The sequence below is a fragment of the Rhodococcus sp. 2G genome (genome assembly GCF_001886355.1).
Classification (GTDB): domain Bacteria; phylum Actinomycetota; class Actinomycetes; order Mycobacteriales; family Mycobacteriaceae; genus Rhodococcus; species Rhodococcus pyridinivorans.
In genome coordinates, this window is sequence record NZ_CP018063.1 from 4,748,997 (window position 1) to 4,765,894 (window position 16,898).

Sequence of the window (16,898 nt, forward strand, 5' to 3'; positions counted from 1 at the left end):
GCCCCCGGCCGTGTCAGCGGTAGACGCCGAGTGCCCGCACCCCCGGCGCCCCCGACCGGCGGACGAACTCGGAGTCGGCGAGGCGTTCGTCCGCACCGAGATCCAGCGACAGGTCGACGGTGGTGGCGAGCCGGTAGGGCTTGCTCTCGATCACGTCCCCGATCGCGCGTCGCAGTCGCGACACCTCGGCGCGGACCGACACGGCATGGTCGTCGTCCCCGTAGAGGGCCCGGCTGAGCGCTGCGACCGTCATGCCGTCCGGGCCGCGCTCGTGCAGCAACAGCAGGATCTCGGCCTGACGTGCGGTGACGATGCTGTGCCACGAGTCGTCGTCCCCGAAGACCTCCACTGTGGGCGACGACGACACGTGCAGCACCATCCGCATGCGCGACGACGAGGCCGCGCCGCGGATCAGCCAGCCGTGCGAAAGCCGCTCGGGCACACACAGTCCCATACCGGGAACTGTCAGTGGGCGTGCGTGCCGCGGAACCGCGACCCGCTCGGCGGCGATACCGGAGGCGTGCGCGACCCAGCCGTCCTCGTCGACGAGCAGCACCGGTCCCCGCGTCGACGACAGCAACGGAGCAGCCTCGGTGCGCAGCCGTTCGAGTCGCACCTCGTGCCGTCGCCACAGTTGTGCTTCGGCGAGCCGGACGGCGGTGTCGACGAGGGCGATGATGGCCGGGTGCAGGGTCAGCGCGGGACCGCTGACGTCGACGATGCCCAGGAGGTCGCCGCGGATCGGATCGTGGATCGGCGCAGCGGTGCAGTACCAGGGATGCTGGGTCGTCTCGAAGTGTTCACCCGAGAACAACTGCACGGGCGCGGCCTCCGCGAGCGCCGTGCCGATGGCGTTCGTGCCGACGGTCGACTCGGTCCACACAGTTCCCTCCTGGAAACCGAGGGCGTCGGCGCGTGACCGGATCGGTGCCGAACCGCTGCGCCAGAGGATCACGCCGTCGGCGTCGGTCACCACCAGCAGCAGATGCGAGGCGTCGGCGACGGGTGTGATGACCTGCTCGAGATCGCCGATCACCGCGGAGAGGGCGGACGCGCGGCGACGTCGCTCGATCTCCGCGACGGGCAGCCGGCTGCGTTCGTTGGTGCCGGTGGGATCGAGGCCCGCGTCGAGCACGCGCTGCCACGAACGGGACACGAGCGGACGGGGTCGCATGGGTGACCGGGCGCCGCCGATGACCGCGTCGTGCATCCGCGTCAACTCGCGCGCGTAGCGCGACAGGTCGGTGCCGGGCGCGATCGCGCTGAACGTGGTCACGGTCTCCTCTTCGTCGTCGTCCTCGGAGCATAGGTGGCAAATGTGTGCTGCGCCACAAGTGGGGCGCCGTGCAACGTGACGCAACGCTTGCGGGGGACCGGCCGCGGGGAGTGTCCTGGATCACATCACCACGGGAAAGGACTCACCATGACCGACACCCTCGACAAGCCCACGACCTCCGGCACCGCGACGCCCGACGAACGCGTCGACGCCTGGTTGCAAGCTTTCGAAACCGCCCTCGCACAGCGCGATGTCGACGCCGCTGCGGGCCTGTTCGGCACCGATTCCTTCTGGCGCGACCTGGTCGCCTTCACCTGGAACCTCAAGACCGTCGAGGGACGCGAGGGCGTCTCGGACATGCTGCACGCGCGACTCGCCGACACCGATCCCAGCGGCTTCCGCACCACCGAACCAGCGAGCGACGACGACGGCGTACTCAGCGCCTGGATCGCGTTCGAGACCGCGGTCGGTCGCGGCGTCGGCCACCTGCGTCTCGAGCGCGACGAGGAGAGCGGCCAGGACCGCGCCTTCACGCTGCTGACCACGATGCAGGAACTGAAGGGCTACGAGGAGAACAGGGGCACGCGTCGTCCCCGCGGCACGAAGCACGGTGCGGACAAGCACCGCGTCACGTGGTCGGAGCAGCGCGAGATCGAGGAACGCGAACTCGGTTACACGCGTCAGCCCTACGTCGTGATCATCGGTGGTGGTCAGGGCGGTATCGCGCTCGGCGCCCGCATGCGTCAGCTCGGTGTGCCCGCGATCGTGCTCGACAAGTACGACCGTCCCGGCGACCAGTGGCGCGGCCGCTACAAGTCGCTGTGTCTGCACGACCCCGTCTGGTACGACCACCTGCCGTACATGCCGTTCCCCGACAACTGGCCGGTCTTCGCGCCCAAGGACAAGATCGCGGACTGGCTCGAGATGTACACGAAGGTGATGGAGGTCCCCTACTGGTCGAAGTCGGAGTGCACCTCCGCGAGCTACGACGAGGCAACGGGCGAATGGACCGTCAACGTCCTGCGCGACGGCGAACCGGTGGTCCTCCGGCCGAAGCAGCTCGTCATCGCGACCGGCATGTCGGGTAAGCCGAACATCCCCGACTTCCCCGGCATGGACCTGTTCCGGGGCGAGCAGCACCACTCCAGCGCCCACCCGGGCCCGGACGCCTACGCCGGCAAGAAGGCCGTCGTGATCGGTGCCAACAACAGTGCCCACGACATCTGCGGTGCCCTGTGGGAGGTGGGCGCCGACGTCACCATGGTGCAGCGCTCGTCGACGCACATCGTCCGGTCCGATTCGCTGATGGATCTCGGTCTCGGCGACCTGTACTCCGAGCGGGCCCTCGCCGCCGGCGTCACCACCCAGAAGGCCGACCTGACCTTCGCGTCCCTGCCGTACCGGATCATGCACGAGTTCCAGATCCCCATCTACGAGAAGATCCGCGAACGCGACGCCGAGTTCTACGACCGGCTCGAGAAGGCTGGCTTCCAGCACGACTGGGGTGACGACGGTTCGGGCCTGTTCATGAAGTACCTGCGTCGCGCATCCGGCTACTACATCGATGTCGGTGCCTCGGAACTCGTCGCGAACGGCGACATCAAGCTCGCCCACGGCAACGTCCGCGAACTCACCGAGACGTCGGTGATCCTCGAGGACGGCACCGAACTCGAGGCCGATCTCGTCGTCTACGCGACCGGCTACGGCTCGATGAACGGCTGGGTCGCCGACCTGATCTCGCAGGAGGTCGCCGACAAGGTGGGCAAGTGCTGGGGCCTGGGCTCCGACACCACCAAGGACCCCGGCCCCTGGGAGGGTGAGCAGCGCAACATGTGGAAGCCCACGCAGCAGGACGGCCTGTGGTTCCACGGCGGCAACCTGCACCAGTCGCGGCACTACTCGCTCTACTTGGCGCTGCAACTCAAGGCGCGTTACGAGGGCCTCCCGACCCCGGTCTACGGGTTGCAGGAGGTGCACCACCTCCGCTGACCGACACAGCTCTCCCACGCGTCGCTCCCGTCGCCCGGCGGGGGCGACGCGGCCGTGGATCCTCCGATTCGTCACGAATCGGAGGGTGAATATTAGGGTCGCGTGCAGGTCCGCTTGACCGGGTACAGGTAGTGACTGTGAGATCACTGCAGGTCGTCGGGGGACGGGGAGTTCGATGGTGAAGAGACGCGCGGCGGCTGTAGCGGTGGCCCTGATGGTGCCGGTCTCCGGCACGACGATCGCCCATGCCCAACCGATCCATGCACAACCGGCGCACGTCCAGCCGGTGTCGGCCAGGATCGACCATGTCGAGCGGGTCGGCGACAGGCAGACGAAGCTGTTCGTCCACTCGGCCGCGATGAACCGGGTCGTGCCGGTGCAGGTGCTGCACCCGGCCTCGGCGGGGCCGCGCCCCACCCTCTACCTGCTCGACGGCGTCAGCGCCGGCGAGGAGTCCGAGTTCCGCGAGAGCACGTGGACCCAACGCACCGACATCGCGGAGTTCTTCGCCGACAAGAACACCAACGTCGTCCTTCCCGTGGGTGGCACCGCGAGCTACTACACCGACTGGAACAACCCCGACCCCGTGCTCGGGATCAACAAGTGGGAGACCTTCCTGACTGAGGAACTACCCCCGCTGATCGACGCCGAGTTCGACGGCAACGGCACCAACGCCGTCGCGGGCCTGTCGATGGGCGCCACCGGGGCGATGTCCCTGATCACCCGCAATCCCGACCTCTACCAGGGAGTCGCGGCGCTCAGCGGCTGCTACGACACCTCCAGCGACCGCTCCCGCGACACCGTCCGCGGAACCGTCGCGTACAAGGGCGGCAACCCCGACAACATGTGGGGACCGCCCGACGACGCCCGATGGGAGGAGCACGACTCCTACCTGCTCGCCGAGAAGCTGCGCGGCAAGCAGGTCTTCCTCAGCACCGGCAACGGCCTGCTCGGCCCGCACGATCTCGGCGCCGGTCAGGACGTGCTCACCGTCGGCGCGCCGCTCGAGATCGGCACCTTCGTGTGCACCGTCACCTACGACCGTCGCCTCCGCGAACTCGGTATCCCCGCGCAGGTCGTCTACCGCCCGTGGGGTACGCATTCGTGGGGCTACTGGCAGGACGACATCAAGGCCGCGTGGCCGACCCTCGCCGACGCACTCCGACTCCGCTGATCGCGCGTCGACGGCACCGTCTCAGTGGAGGCGGATGCGGTCGACGGCCGGCGGCTCCACGCGTGAGCGGGTCGCCAGATAGCTGTTGAGGGCGTCGAGATCCTTGCCCGCGCCGACCAGTCCGTGCGCTTCCGTACATACGGTGAAACCGTCTCCGCCGCCGGCCAGGAAGTTGTTCATCACGACCTTGTACACACGCTCGGGGTCGACGGCCTCGCCGTCGATCGTGATCGAACGGATCCGTTCGCCGCGCGGCGCCAGGCGGTCGAGCGTGTAGGTCAGATTGTGCGAGGGCGCCAGGATGCGTTCGACCTCCGAGCCGACCGGGCTGTCCTGAAACTGCTGCTCGAGCAGCACGTCGAGTTGGGCTCCGGTGAGGTCGAGCACCTGCAGCATGCTCCCGAAGGGCTGCACAGCGTAGGTCTCCCGGTACGAGACGGTGCCGTCGCCGGCGAGGAGGTCGCCGCGGAGTCCGCCGGGGTTCATCAGCGCGATCTGCGCGCCGAGATGCCGCGTCGCCGCGAGTTGTGCGTCGGCCACCAGATTGCCCAGCGCCGACTCTCCGCTCGGGCTCTCGCTGCGCGTGACGTCGGCGCCGATGCGCGCGATGGACCGGTTCGCGACCTCCGCCGACTTCTCGACTGCCCGGTCGACGAACTCGAGAGTGGTCGGATCCGGATCGATGTCGTGCGTGACGACCTGCGTGAACACGACGGTTCGGTCGCGCAGCACCTCCCGGCTCTGCCGGTCGATGACGAGATCGGCGACCGACAGGATGCGCCCGTGCGAAGCACCCTGCACGACGGTGCGCGGCCTGCCCGCCGGGTCGGTGTAGGTGCAGTTGAAGTGCCGATCGCCGTCGGAGGTGACGATGAGGTCCACGTCGGGGGAGACGGACGTCGCGATCGCCGCCGCTCCGTCGTCCCCGCTCGGACACGGATCGTCGCCGTCGATGGCCCCGATGTCGCCCTTGTAGAGCACCACGATCGAACGGACGCCGAGCGCACCGAGGATGTCGGCGGTGCGGTTGACAGCGGCGATCTCGTCCTCGAACTGCAGTCCCGCGATCGCGTCGGGCCGGATGATGTCGGGGGTGTTGCTCGGCACGACACCGATGACGCCCACGGGCAGTCCGTCGACGTAGTCGATGCTGTAGGGGAGTGCGGCCGGTGTGCCGTCCGTCGTGGTGAGGTTGGCGCCGAGGATCGGGAAGTTCGCGCCCTCGAACGGTTCGGTGTAGAGGCACCCTTCCTTCGGGTGGCAACCGCCGTCCCGCAGTCGCTCGAGTTCGGCGTAGCCGCGGTCGAGTTCGTGGTTGCCGAGGGTCGCGGCGGTGAGATCGAGTTCGTCGAGCAGGGCGATGGTCGGCTCGTCGTGGAACAGGCCCGACTCGAGCGGCGACGAACCCCACGTGTCGCCCACGGCGTAGAGCACGGAGTTGTCGGCCTGTTCCCTGAGCTGCCGGACGTAGGCGGCGAGATAGGCCGCACCCCCCGCGGGGACCGAGACGCCGTCCGACCGGACGACCTCGCCGTGCAGTCCCTGTGGGGGCAGCAGATTTCCGTGCAGGTCGCCGAATGCGATCACCCGGAGCGGGACGGCGTTCGAGGGGATTGTGCTCGTCGGCGCGGCTCCGGCAGGTGCCGCACCACCGAAGGCGACCAGTGAGCCGACGACTGCGCAGGCCGACAGGGCGCGCCGCACCTTGCCTGCCCCCATGCAGTTCCTCCGCCACCCGCCCGATCCGACCGCCCGAGTCTGTCAGGGCCGGATCACGCCACCGATACCCAGCTATAACGGTTGGGTCTCGTCACAGGATCAGCCGATGCCGGCGAGTGCCCGTCCCTGCCCGGTCGCGAAGTCGAGGAAGAGGTCGTTCTCGTGCGGGTCGCCGATCGTCACCCGGGTGCCCTCGCCCGTGAAGTTGCGGAGCACCACGCCTGCCTCCGCTGCGGCTTCGAAGAACGCGGCGGAGCGTTCACCCAGCGGCAGCCAGAGGAAGTTCGCGGCACTCGTGGGCACCTCGTAGCCGGCCTCGACGAGTGCCGCGTGGACCCGTTCCCGCTCGGCGACGACGCCCTCGGTGCGCGCGAGCAACTCGGTCGCGGCGGCGAGCGAGGCCACGGCAGCCGTCTGGGCGAGCGAGTTCACGGAGAACGGGGTGTGGACCTTGCTCAGCGCCGTCACGACGGACGGGTCGGCGACCGCGTATCCGACGCGGATACCGGCGAGACCGTAGGCCTTGGAGAAGGTGCGGAGCACGACGACGTTGCGGCGACCCTCCGCGAGCTCGAGACCGTCGGCCAGATCCTCACCGGGCTCGGGGCGGACGTACTCGAAGTACGCCTCGTCGAGGGCGACGACGATGTGCTCGGGGACGGCGTCGAGGAACTGCGCGAGCTCCTCCTTGCCCAGCAGCGACCCGGTGGGATTGTTGGGATTGCACACGAAGATCAGCCGCGTGCGGTCGGTGATCGCGGCGAGCATGGCCTTCAGGTCGTGACCGTGGTCCGCGGTGTTCGGGACGCGCACGGCGGTCGCGCCGGCGACGGCCGCGATGATCGGGTACGCCTCGAACGACCGCCACGCGAAGATCACCTCGTCGCCCGCATCGCACGTGATCTGCACGAGCTCCTGGCACAGGCTCACCGATCCGCAGCCCACGGCGATCCACTCGGTCGGGACGCCGAGTCGTTCCGACAGTGCCGCGATGAGCTCCGTCGCGCTGTTGTCGGGGTAGCGGTTGAGGCCGGCGGCAGCGTCGGCGATCGCCTCCCGGACGCTGGGGAGCGGACCGATGGTCGTCTCGTTGCTGGCGAGCTTCACCGCACCGGGGAACGAGCGGCCCGGAACGTAGGCGGGGATCGATTCGAGGTCGGGGCGGGTCTGTGGAGTCACGAGCCGATTATGCGCCTCGTCGTGTGACCGCCGGTCGGCAGGATTGGGGAGACCGTCCATCTACACGCCTCTGACCAGGCGTTTTGCGTTTCCCCTGGGGGCATGTGTAATGTTTCGATCCGGCGGTTCGAGAGCATCGAATCCCCGAGGAGGCGTGCCAGAGCGGCCGAATGGGACTCACTGCTAATGAGTTGTCCCCCTTACCGGGGACCGGAGGTTCAAATCCTCTCGCCTCCGCCAGTTGGTGTAGCGTCACCAACGACAATTGAATACACATGCGCCCGTAGCTCAACGGATAGAGCATCTGACTACGGATCAGAAGGTTAGGGGTTCGAATCCCTTCGGGCGCACACACGAAAACCCTCACCGGTACTTCCGGTGAGGGTTTTCTCGTATCTGGTTACGGAGTCGCCACGACACAGAATCGACACGGCTTGCTGACCGGCTTCAGCGACATCTTGTGGCTATCTTCACTCCGCAAGGGGCGTCACGTGACTTCCCCGGACTAGAGGAGGGTGTGTGCAAGATCGGCCCTGGTCCAACGAACAGATGGAGATTCTTGCCCAGTGCCTCCGTGACAATGTGGCGACACCGGAGGGCGCGCCGACTACGACGACGTCATGATCTGGTACGACGAGTTGGCGGCAGAGGTTCACGGCGCCAGCTCGGGTGCAAGGTGCTGGAAGACGAAGCCGAACTCTCTCCTCTGCTCGACGATGTAGAGAAGCTGCTTCGAGACGCACAGCGGAAGGGGATGGAACAGTGACGGCTTTCGTGATCGAGTACAACCGGAAGACTGCCGACCGGACGGTTACGTCCGCCTGACAGGCTAGGTTCGACCCCTTCGGGCACACAGACCAAACCCTCATCGATCCTGTCGGTGAGGGTTTTCTCGTTCGAGGATTACTGTTTCCGGTTGCGCTCACGTGAGCTTCGCGATGATCCTCTCGGCGAAGTCCTCGATCGGCGCGCGGTACTGCTCGGCGGTGCCGAGGAGGTGATCGTGGTCGCCCGAGTGGGTGGCCTCCCAGTTGGCCCACGGCGACACCATGACGCCGGCACAGGATCGGTACCGGGCTCGGCGGGTGGGGTTCGATGGTCATCTCGGGGATGTCGTAGTACTCGCCCCGGAACGAGATCCATCCTCCCTTCCACAGTTCGCGCAGCGCCCGGATGGGGGTAGCCCCTGGGTGGTGAACACGCTGACACTGGCCCATACTGGGCCGGAGAATGCAGGACATCACCATGACGAAGAAGAAATACTCTGACGAGTTCAAGGCCGACGCCGTGCGACTCTACGAGAGTCGCCCGGAAGTGTCGTACTCGTCGTTGGCCGCGGATCTGGGAGTCGCTCGGGGGTCGTTGAAGACGTGGGTGCATTTGGCGCGTAAGAAGGCCGCGATGGCGCGGTCTGCGCCCGAGAAGAGCGTGGATGCCTCGGAGACACCCGAGGAGCAGTGTGCGCGGATGCAGGCCGAGATCGAGCAGATTCGGGCCCGCAACCAGGCTTTGGTCGCGGAGAACGACAAGCTCAGCGAGGAACGAGACATCCTGCGCAAGGCCACGAAATATTTCGCGGCAGAGACGAACTGGTGATCCGCTTCCGGTTCGTTGACGACCACCGAGACACCCATGAGGTGAAGCGGATGTGCACGGTGCTCGGCATCCACCGGTCGAGCTACTACAAGTGGCGAGCCGGAAAGGCGGCTCGGCGTGCCCGCCAGCAGGCCGATGCGGCGCTTGTCGACCGAATACGTGCCCACCACCAGGAATGGGACCACACCCTCGGTTACCGGCGGATGACCGCCGAACTGGCCGATGATGACGCGGTGCCGGGCACGGTCAATCACAAGCGGGTAGCCAGGTTGATGCGACAGAACAACATCGTCGGTGTGCACCTGCGTAAACCGAAGAACACGACGATCAAAGATCCTGGGGCGCAGGTCTTCGAAGACCTGGTCAACCGTGATTTCACCGCTGACGAGCCTGGACGAGTATTCGTTGGTGACATCACCTATCTTCCGCACAGCAGCACCGGTGAGTTCCTCTACCTGGCGACCGTGATCGACGTGTGTTCCAAACGGCTCGTCGGCTGGTCGATCGCAGATCACATGCGTACCGAGCTCGTGGAGAACGCGCTCGACAATGCGGCGGCGGCCCGAGGGTCGCTGGAAGGAGCTATTTTTCACTCCGACCACGGCCGTCAATTCACCTCCTCGGACTACCAGGCGACATGTCGCCGGCACGGCGTGCGGCAATCGATGGGCCGGATCGGGTCGAGCGCCGACAACGCGATGGCCGAGTCCTTCAATGCGTCGTTGAAGCGGGAGACGCTTCAGGGCGCGAAACGCTGGATCGACGAAGCGCAATGCCGCACCGAGGTTTTCCGCTGGATCACTCGATACAACACACGCCGACGGCACTCATCACTGCGGAACCGATCACCACTTGACTTCGAGGTCGACCATGGGTCTACCCTCGATCAGGCCGCTTGACGTACACACCCAGTGTCCACTATCCAGGGGCCACGCCCGATCATTTCGTTCGGTCGAGGTCCCTGTGGTTGTCGAAGTCCTGGCCGAGCAGTTCGAACTCCTCGCGCATCCATCCCGCGGACAGTCCGATGGAGACCCGGTCTCCGGCGACCAGAACGGCTTGCCGCTCTCGTGCCCGGGGTGGATCGTCTTCAACCCCTTCGGGTAGATGAGGTGGTCCGAGACGAGCAGGCCGTGGAATCCGGCGTCGTCGAGCATGCGGGCGACGACCGGCATCTCCGTGGCCTTCATGAATGCGGTCCCGCTCCGGAACTTCACTCGAATGCCCTCCGAATCTTCGATGCCCGCCGACGATGAAAGAGTGACGTTTACATCCCCAAGAGCAAGGTTCTATCAGAGTGTGTGACCGCAGTCATGAGGTGAACGCCACCCTCCCCGGTCCTGCGCTACGAGTGAACGTTCCGTCTTTGTGTCGAGCTGACCCTCCACCTGGAGTCGGGGCCTCGATCGTTCGCGTCCCCGGTCGGAGATCCTGCCGGTACCGCAGGGGGAATCCGTCTATTGACGAGCCCGCTGGGGCGGAAGTAGATTTCGTACCACTCTCGAAAAGTTAACGACAATTCGCACGATGGTCCGGAAACGGCGGTCGCGCTCTGCGGGGAGAAGACATGGAACTTGCGTGGTCAGAGGCAGACGCCGCCTTCAGAGACGAGGTGCGATCGTTTCTCGAGGAGAAGCTGACGCCCGAACTGCGGCGGGCCGGCCGACTCGCGACGAGCGTGTACTCCGACCACGAAGCGAGCATGGAGTGGCAGCGCATCCTCCATGAGCGTGGTTGGGCGGCGCCGGCCTGGCCGGTCGAGTACGGCGGATGCGACTGGACGCAAACGCAGCACTACATCTTCAGCCGCGAGTCGATCCTCGCGGGCGCCCCGAACCTGTCGCCGATGGGCATCCGCATGGTCGCGCACGCGATCGTCGCCTACGGCACCGAAGAACAGAAGAGCTACTTCCTGCCCCGGATCCTCACAGGTGAGGTCTTCTTCTGTCAGGGCTACTCCGAGCCCGAGGCCGGCTCAGACCTCGCGTCGCTCAGCATGGCGGCGGTCGACGACGGCGACGACCTGATCGTCACCGGCAGCAAGATCTGGACCACGCACGCCACCGAGGCGAACTGGATGTTCGCGCTCGTGCGCACGTCGAAGACCGGTCGCAAGCAGCAGGGCATCACCTTCCTGCTCATCGACATGACCTCGCCCGGCATCGAGATCCGCCCTCTGGTCATGACGTCCGGTGAGGAAGTGCAGAACCAGGTCTTCTTCGACGGTGTGCGCGTCCCGAAGAAGAACGTGCTCGGGAAAATCGACGACGGCTGGACCGTCGCGAAATACCTGCTCGTCTTCGAACGCGGGGGAGCGGCGGCAGCGCCGGCCCTGCAGGTCATGGCCGAACGAATCGCCGAGGCGGCCGCCGAACAGCCCGGTCCGTCGGGCGGCAGACTCATCGACGACCCGGCGTTCTCGGCCAAGCTCGCCGAGGCACGTATCCGCACCGACGTACTCGAGATCCTCGAATACCGCACTCTCGCAGCGTTATCCGCGGGCAAGAACCCCGGCCCCGCGTCGTCGATGCTCAAGATCCTGGGCACCGAACTCAGCCAGACGATCACCCGGCTGACCCTCGAGGCGGCCGGTCCGCGCGGTCGGGTCTACCAGCCGCACATCACCGCGCCCGGTGGTCCGGTGGCCGACTACGTGCCGCCCGCCGACGGTTACGTCAGCGGTGAGGAGTGGCAGGCTGTCGCGCCGCTGCGTTACTTCAACGACCGCGCCGGGTCGATCTACGCCGGCAGCAACGAGATCCAGCGAAACATTCTCGCCAAAGCAGCATTGGGGCTCTGATGGACTTCGGTTTGAGCAAGGAGCAGGAGCTCCTTCGTGATTCGGTCACCAAGTTCCTCGCCGGTCGCTACGACCTGGCGCAAAGCCGGAAGGTCGCGACCACCGGCGAAGGTTGGCAACCGGAGGTGTGGCGGGCATTCGCCGAGGATCTCGGAATCCTCGGGGCCACGCTTCCGGAAGAGGTAGGGGGGATGGGCGGCGGACCGGTCGAGTTGATGGTGGTATCCGAGGCACTCGGGCACGCACTCGTCATCGAACCGTACGTCGACACGGTCGTCCTCGGGGGCGGGCTGCTCGGTCGTGCAGGGGTCGATCGAGCCCGGTCCGTCCTCGAGGCGATCGCTGCCGGTGAAGCCGTCACGGCGTTCGCCGCGACCGAGCCCACCTCCGGATACGTCTTCCACGACGTGTCCACCACCGCGCGTCGCGAGGGCGACGAGTGGGTCGTCGACGGTGAGAAGACCGTCGTCACCAGCGCTCCGCTCGCAACGCACCTGCTCGTCACCGCCCGCACGTCGGGCGAGCGCACCGACACCGACGGCATCTCGCTGTTCCTCGTCGACTTCGACCCCGCGAACCCGCCGGCCGGCGTGGAGATCCACTCCTACCGCACGATCGACGACCGACGCGCTTCCGACATCGTCTTCTCGGGTCTGCGACTGCCCGCCGACTCGCTGCTCGGCGAGGAGGGCAGCGCATGGCCGTCCGTCTCGCGCGGCATCGACGAGGCGACCGCCGCCGTGTCCTCCGAAGCCGTGGGTCTGATGCGCAAGGTGCTCACCGACACCGTCGAGTACGCCAAGCAGCGTCAGCAGTTCGGTCAGCCCATCGGCAGCTTCCAGGCACTCCAGCACCGCATGGTCGACATGTACATGGAGGTCGAGCAGGCGGTGTCCGCCGTCTACCTGGCCGTTCTTCATCTCGACAGCGACGACGCCACGCGGGCACGCGCGGTCTCGGCCGCGAAGGCGACGATCAGCCGTGCGGCACGCTTCGTCGGCCAGAACGCCGTCCAGCTCCACGGCGGCATGGGCATGACGGAGGAACTCGCCGTCGGGCACTACTTCAAGCGACTGACCGCGATCGAGTACGAGTTCGGCACCGCCGAACAGCACGTCGCCCGGTACGCACAGCTCACGAAGGGCTGATCGGATCGGTCCAGGGGCCGGTGCGGGGGATCACCCCTGCGCCGGCCCTGCATCCGTTTCCGGCGGAGCCGACAGAGCATCCTCCACACGCGTCGCGGCGACGACGGGATCCTCGTGCTCCCACACCCGCACCACCGTCCAGCCCGCGGCCTGCAGACGTGCATCGGTGTCCCGATCGCGCTGCACGTTGGCAGCGAGCTTGGCCACCCACCACTCGGCGTTGTTCTTCGGGAACGTCGCATGCTGCGGGCAGCTGTGCCAGAAGCAGCCGTCCACGTAGACCGCGACCCGACGACGAGGGAAGACGAGGTCGGCCCGGCGTCGCATCCCCGGCAGAGGAGCGCGGTCGACGAAGAACCGCCGCCCCCGGCGATGCAGTTCCTTGCGCAACGCCACTTCGGGAACGGTGTCGCGTCGGCGCTGCCGGCTCATCCGCGCACTCGTACGCGGATCCGTCCCGGGCCGATCCGACGCCGCCATCACGGTGTCTTTCAGGCCGCCACTCGCGGGAAGCCACCCATGCGTTCGAGGTGGTTCTCGACGTCCTCGAGGAATCCGGGCAGGAAGCGCAGGTTGCCGGAGCGTGCGCGTCGGAGGAAACCTGCCGTCGCCCGCGCCGACAGCAGACGGGCGTCGAGGAGGAAACCGCCGAGGTCCTCGTAGGGAGCTTGAACGGGCCACTGCGACTCGTGCACGCGGAACGCCTGTCCGCGGGCGCCCCACGCGGCGGTCGGCCAAGTGTCGCCCGGAAGCAGCGGGGTCTCGTGGTCGGAGCTGTACGCGATGGGGTTGTTCAGCCGGTGGCCCACCCACGACGCCATCCGCACGCTGACCGCATTGCCGACCAGACGCCACCGGTGTCCGGCGCGGACACCGGGGGCCTCGACGGCAGGAGCCGTCCAGTCGGCGTCGAAGCCCTGGAGTCTCTCCGCGTCGGTCAGGCCGGGGGTGACGATCTCACCGGACGGCAGTCGCACGGCCGGAGGGCTGGCGATACCGAGCGTCGAACCGCCCTTGAGCGTGGGCACGGCGTTGACTGCCCATCCGAGACCGCGCACCCCCTCGGTCCAGTAGAAGCCGCAGGGGAACAGATCGGGATTGCCCTCCATGGGCATGCCGGCGTCCTGGCCGAACAACACCGTGCGGGGATCGTCCGTGCGAGAGGCAACCATCAGGACGCGGTGCCGACGCTGGGGGAGACCGAAGGCGCGGGCATCGACGACGCGGTAGGCCCACATGTAGCCGAGCTCCTCGAGAGCGTCGGTGATGTGACGCATCGCCGCACCGCGACCGAGCTGCAGCATGAAGGGAACGTTCTCGACGACGAGCCAGCGCGGGCCGTTCTTACGCTTCACGAGACGGAACACTTCGTCGACGAGTCCGGACTTCGATCCCGTGATGCCGGCCGTGCGTCCGGCCTGGGAGAGGTCCTGGCACGGGAAGCCTGCGGCGACCAGTTCCGTATCGCGGGGGAGAGAGCGGAGACGCGTGACGTCCGGATGAAGCGGAACGTCGGGGAAGCGCGTACGTAGTACTGCCTGAGCACCCGGCTCGATCTCGCAGAGGAGTTCGGTGTTCCACCCGTGTCGCCCGAGTCCGAGCTCCAGTCCGCCGATACCGGCGAACAACCCCACCATGTTCCCCGTCGACGTCACGGCACCCTTCCTCGCTCAGCTCAACGGTGAACGTTACTCGAGAAGTAGGACGATCCGTGAGCGGACGCGACGAGCACCACGATGGAGGGGTCGTCCTACCCCTCCGGTGAAGGGCTACGGGCCATCGAAACAGCCATTGACCTCGCGATTTGGTGTTCTGGGAGATGTTCGCGTAACTTATTCCAGGTCAGAGCGACACGGACACCGACCCGGGCCGAGAGGAACGGGACAACGAGGTTGGACGAAGGCGCCTGCGAATGTGATGGCTGCGAACCTTCTGGTAAGGTTTCGAGCCGCCCCTGGTTCCGAAAACCATACGGACTTGCGTTCGTGAGGATGAGGAAGTAGGCTGGAACAGTTGCCTCAGAGCGGGTCGGACGTCAGTCCGGAGCGTGATGATGTGTGCGTGTTCTTTGAGAACTCAACAGTGTGCCGATGAATGTCAGTGCCAAATATTTTTGGTACTCCGCTCCATCAGTTTGGATGGGGTGGGTATTTGCTGATCGTCTCATTCTTCCGTCTGGGATGGTCAGTGTTTGAGCTAGTTTGAGTTTTTTTGCTAGTGATTTGACTCTTTTGTCTTTGACTGATTGCCCCTTTTTTGGGGGTGATTGTGAGTCTTCAACGGAGAGTTTGATCCTGGCTCAGGACGAACGCTGGCGGCGTGCTTAACACATGCAAGTCGAACGATGAAGCCCAGCTTGCTGGGTGGATTAGTGGCGAACGGGTGAGTAACACGTGGGTGATCTGCCCTGCACTCTGGGATAAGCCTGGGAAACTGGGTCTAATACCGGATATGACCTCGGGATGCATGTTCTGGGGTGGAAAGTTTTTCGGTGCAGGATGAGCCCGCGGCCTATCAGCTTGTTGGTGGGGTAATGGCCTACCAAGGCGACGACGGGTAGCCGGCCTGAGAGGGCGACCGGCCACACTGGGACTGAGACACGGCCCAGACTCCTACGGGAGGCAGCAGTGGGGAATATTGCACAATGGGCGCAAGCCTGATGCAGCGACGCCGCGTGAGGGATGACGGCCTTCGGGTTGTAAACCTCTTTCACCCATGACGAAGCGCAAGTGACGGTAGTGGGAGAAGAAGCACCGGCCAACTACGTGCCAGCAGCCGCGGTAATACGTAGGGTGCGAGCGTTGTCCGGAATTACTGGGCGTAAAGAGCTCGTAGGCGGTTTGTCGCGTCGTCTGTGAAATCCCGCAGCTCAACTGCGGGCTTGCAGGCGATACGGGCAGACTCGAGTACTGCAGGGGAGACTGGAATTCCTGGTGTAGCGGTGAAATGCGCAGATATCAGGAGGAACACCGGTGGCGAAGGCGGGTCTCTGGGCAGTAACTGACGCTGAGGAGCGAAAGCGTGGGTAGCGAACAGGATTAGATACCCTGGTAGTCCACGCCGTAAACGGTGGGCGCTAGGTGTGGGTTTCCTTCCACGGGATCCGTGCCGTAGCCAACGCATTAAGCGCCCCGCCTGGGGAGTACGGCCGCAAGGCTAAAACTCAAAGGAATTGACGGGGGCCCGCACAAGCGGCGGAGCATGTGGATTAATTCGATGCAACGCGAAGAACCTTACCTGGGTTTGACATGTACCGGACGACTGCAGAGATGTGGTTTCCCTTGTGGCCGGTAGACAGGTGGTGCATGGCTGTCGTCAGCTCGTGTCGTGAGATGTTGGGTTAAGTCCCGCAACGAGCGCAACCCTTGTCCTGTGTTGCCAGCACGTGATGGTGGGGACTCGCAGGAGACTGCCGGGGTCAACTCGGAGGAAGGTGGGGACGACGTCAAGTCATCATGCCCCTTATGTCCAGGGCTTCACACATGCTACAATGGTCGGTACAGAGGGCTGCGATACCGTGAGGTGGAGCGAATCCCTTAAAGCCGGTCTCAGTTCGGATCGGGGTCTGCAACTCGACCCCGTGAAGTCGGAGTCGCTAGTAATCGCAGATCAGCAACGCTGCGGTGAATACGTTCCCGGGCCTTGTACACACCGCCCGTCACGTCATGAAAGTCGGTAACACCCGAAGCCGGTGGCCTAACCCCTTGTGGGAGGGAGCCGTCGAAGGTGGGATCGGCGATTGGGACGAAGTCGTAACAAGGTAGCCGTACCGGAAGGTGCGGCTGGATCACCTCCTTTCTAAGGAGCAACTCCTCATGCACCCCGAGTAGTCGGGGACGGTAAACGCATGCAGGCAGAGCCATTACGGATTCACAGGTAATCCGGTGGTGCTCATGGGTGGAACGCTGACAAGCATTTTCTTCACTACTGCGGGCCCGAGTGCCGGCAGGAAGAAAGTTATATCGGTGCACTGTTGGGTCCTGAGAGAACACGCAATGTGTTTGATCAGCGACGATG

Annotated in this window: 12 protein-coding genes, 2 tRNA genes, 1 rRNA gene and 1 pseudogene; 9 read left to right on the forward strand and 7 right to left on the reverse strand. The window is 65.7% G+C overall.

Annotated elements, in window-relative coordinates; translation table 11 throughout:
- Positions 1 to 13: 13 nt before the first annotated feature.
- Positions 14 to 1,276 carry a helix-turn-helix domain-containing protein gene (locus BO226_RS22540; RefSeq protein ID WP_019290322.1) on the reverse strand — a complete coding sequence of 421 codons (1,263 nt, stop codon included), beginning with the start codon at positions 1,274 to 1,276 and terminating at the stop codon, positions 14 to 16.
- A 147-nt stretch (positions 1,277 to 1,423) separates the two neighbouring features.
- On the opposite strand from BO226_RS22540, the gene BO226_RS22545 reads away from it, so the two are divergent.
- A complete protein-coding gene (locus BO226_RS22545; protein WP_071936122.1) occupies positions 1,424 to 3,265 on the forward strand; it encodes an NAD(P)/FAD-dependent oxidoreductase in 1,842 nt (613 codons plus the stop codon).
- Positions 3,266 to 3,440: 175 nt separating this feature from the next.
- Entirely contained in the window at positions 3,441 to 4,439 is a 999-nt protein-coding gene (locus BO226_RS22550; RefSeq protein ID WP_071936123.1) for an alpha/beta hydrolase, read from the forward strand.
- Positions 4,440 to 4,460: 21 nt separating this feature from the next.
- On the opposite strand, the gene BO226_RS22555 is transcribed toward BO226_RS22550, so the two are convergent.
- Both BO226_RS22555 and hisC read right to left on the reverse strand, forming a co-directional pair.
- A complete protein-coding gene (locus BO226_RS22555) occupies positions 4,461 to 6,158 on the reverse strand; it encodes a bifunctional metallophosphatase/5'-nucleotidase (RefSeq protein ID WP_071936124.1) in 1,698 nt (565 codons plus the stop codon).
- A 99-nt stretch (positions 6,159 to 6,257) separates the two neighbouring features.
- Positions 6,258 to 7,337 carry a histidinol-phosphate transaminase gene (gene hisC / locus BO226_RS22560; RefSeq protein WP_071936125.1) on the reverse strand — a complete coding sequence of 360 codons (1,080 nt, stop codon included), beginning with the start codon at positions 7,335 to 7,337 and terminating at the stop codon, positions 6,258 to 6,260.
- Between the two features lie 148 nt (positions 7,338 to 7,485).
- Here hisC and BO226_RS22565 point away from each other — a divergent pair.
- Positions 7,486 to 7,577: transfer RNA gene (locus BO226_RS22565), tRNA-Ser, on the forward strand.
- Between the two features lie 37 nt (positions 7,578 to 7,614).
- Positions 7,615 to 7,687, forward strand: a tRNA-Arg gene (locus tag BO226_RS22570).
- A gap of 572 nt (positions 7,688 to 8,259) precedes the next feature.
- On the opposite strand, the gene BO226_RS28480 is transcribed toward BO226_RS22570, so the two are convergent.
- Both BO226_RS28480 and BO226_RS28225 read right to left on the reverse strand, forming a co-directional pair.
- On the reverse strand, positions 8,260 to 8,388 hold the full coding sequence (locus BO226_RS28480; protein WP_019290319.1) for a hypothetical protein: 129 nt from the start codon (positions 8,386 to 8,388) through the stop codon (positions 8,260 to 8,262).
- Positions 8,389 to 8,395: 7 nt separating this feature from the next.
- A pseudogene (locus BO226_RS28225) lies at positions 8,396 to 8,512 on the reverse strand (TIGR03619 family F420-dependent LLM class oxidoreductase); the annotation flags it as partial.
- Positions 8,513 to 8,582: 70 nt separating this feature from the next.
- Between BO226_RS28225 and BO226_RS22580 the strand changes: the two are divergent.
- The 4 genes from BO226_RS22580 to BO226_RS22590 all read left to right on the forward strand — a co-directional run bounded on the left by BO226_RS22580 (position 8,583) and on the right by BO226_RS22590 (position 12,881).
- Positions 8,583 to 9,832, forward strand: a protein-coding gene (locus BO226_RS22580; RefSeq protein ID WP_153008490.1) for an IS3 family transposase whose coding sequence is annotated in 2 segments (ribosomal slippage) — positions 8,583 to 8,913 and positions 8,913 to 9,832 — 1,251 coding nt in all. Because the reading frame shifts where the segments join, the coding sequence is not laid out codon by codon here.
- Between the two features lie 64 nt (positions 9,833 to 9,896).
- The gene (locus tag BO226_RS27330) at positions 9,897 to 10,040 is read left to right on the forward strand and encodes a hypothetical protein (protein WP_156895313.1); all 144 of its coding nucleotides are present in this window, start codon (positions 9,897 to 9,899) and stop codon (positions 10,038 to 10,040) included.
- 460 nt (positions 10,041 to 10,500) lie between these two features.
- On the forward strand, positions 10,501 to 11,733 hold the full coding sequence (locus tag BO226_RS22585) for an acyl-CoA dehydrogenase family protein (RefSeq protein ID WP_071936126.1): 1,233 nt from the start codon (positions 10,501 to 10,503) through the stop codon (positions 11,731 to 11,733).
- Positions 11,733 to 12,881, forward strand: a complete 1,149-nt coding sequence (locus BO226_RS22590; RefSeq protein ID WP_071936127.1) for an acyl-CoA dehydrogenase family protein — start codon at positions 11,733 to 11,735, stop codon at positions 12,879 to 12,881. Before BO226_RS22585 ends, BO226_RS22590 begins: the two co-directional genes overlap by 1 nt.
- Positions 12,882 to 12,911: 30 nt before the next feature.
- On the opposite strand, the gene BO226_RS22595 is transcribed toward BO226_RS22590, so the two are convergent.
- Complete coding sequence (locus BO226_RS22595) at positions 12,912 to 13,313, reverse strand: very short patch repair endonuclease (protein WP_231913248.1); 402 nt, start codon at positions 13,311 to 13,313, stop codon at positions 12,912 to 12,914.
- Positions 13,314 to 13,372: 59 nt separating this feature from the next.
- Positions 13,373 to 14,518, reverse strand: a complete 1,146-nt coding sequence (locus BO226_RS22600; RefSeq protein WP_024102730.1) for a DNA cytosine methyltransferase — start codon at positions 14,516 to 14,518, stop codon at positions 13,373 to 13,375.
- A 639-nt stretch (positions 14,519 to 15,157) separates the two neighbouring features.
- Between BO226_RS22600 and BO226_RS22605 the strand changes: the two genes are divergently transcribed.
- Positions 15,158 to 16,679, forward strand: a 16S ribosomal RNA gene (locus BO226_RS22605).
- Positions 16,680 to 16,898 lie beyond the last annotated feature (219 nt).

Bases quoted from the DNA above. Each gene is read 5' to 3' on its own strand.
- BO226_RS22600 (WP_024102730.1), bottom strand. From the start codon at position 14,518: ATGGTGGGGTTGTTCGCCGGTATCGGCGGACTGGAGCTCGGACTCGGG.
- BO226_RS22555 (WP_071936124.1), bottom strand. From the start codon at position 6,158: ATGGGGGCAGGCAAGGTGCGGCGCGCCCTGTCGGCCTGCGCAGTCGTC.
- BO226_RS22590 (WP_071936127.1), top strand. From the start codon at position 11,733: ATGGACTTCGGTTTGAGCAAGGAGCAGGAGCTCCTTCGTGATTCGGTC.
- BO226_RS22545 (WP_071936122.1), top strand. From the start codon at position 1,424: ATGACCGACACCCTCGACAAGCCCACGACCTCCGGCACCGCGACGCCC.
- BO226_RS22550 (WP_071936123.1), top strand. From the start codon at position 3,441: ATGGTGAAGAGACGCGCGGCGGCTGTAGCGGTGGCCCTGATGGTGCCG.
- BO226_RS28480 (WP_019290319.1), bottom strand. From the start codon at position 8,388: ATGGTGTCGCCGTGGGCCAACTGGGAGGCCACCCACTCGGGCGACCAC.
- BO226_RS22595 (WP_231913248.1), bottom strand. From the start codon at position 13,313: ATGAGCCGGCAGCGCCGACGCGACACCGTTCCCGAAGTGGCGTTGCGC.
- BO226_RS22585 (WP_071936126.1), top strand. From the start codon at position 10,501: ATGGAACTTGCGTGGTCAGAGGCAGACGCCGCCTTCAGAGACGAGGTG.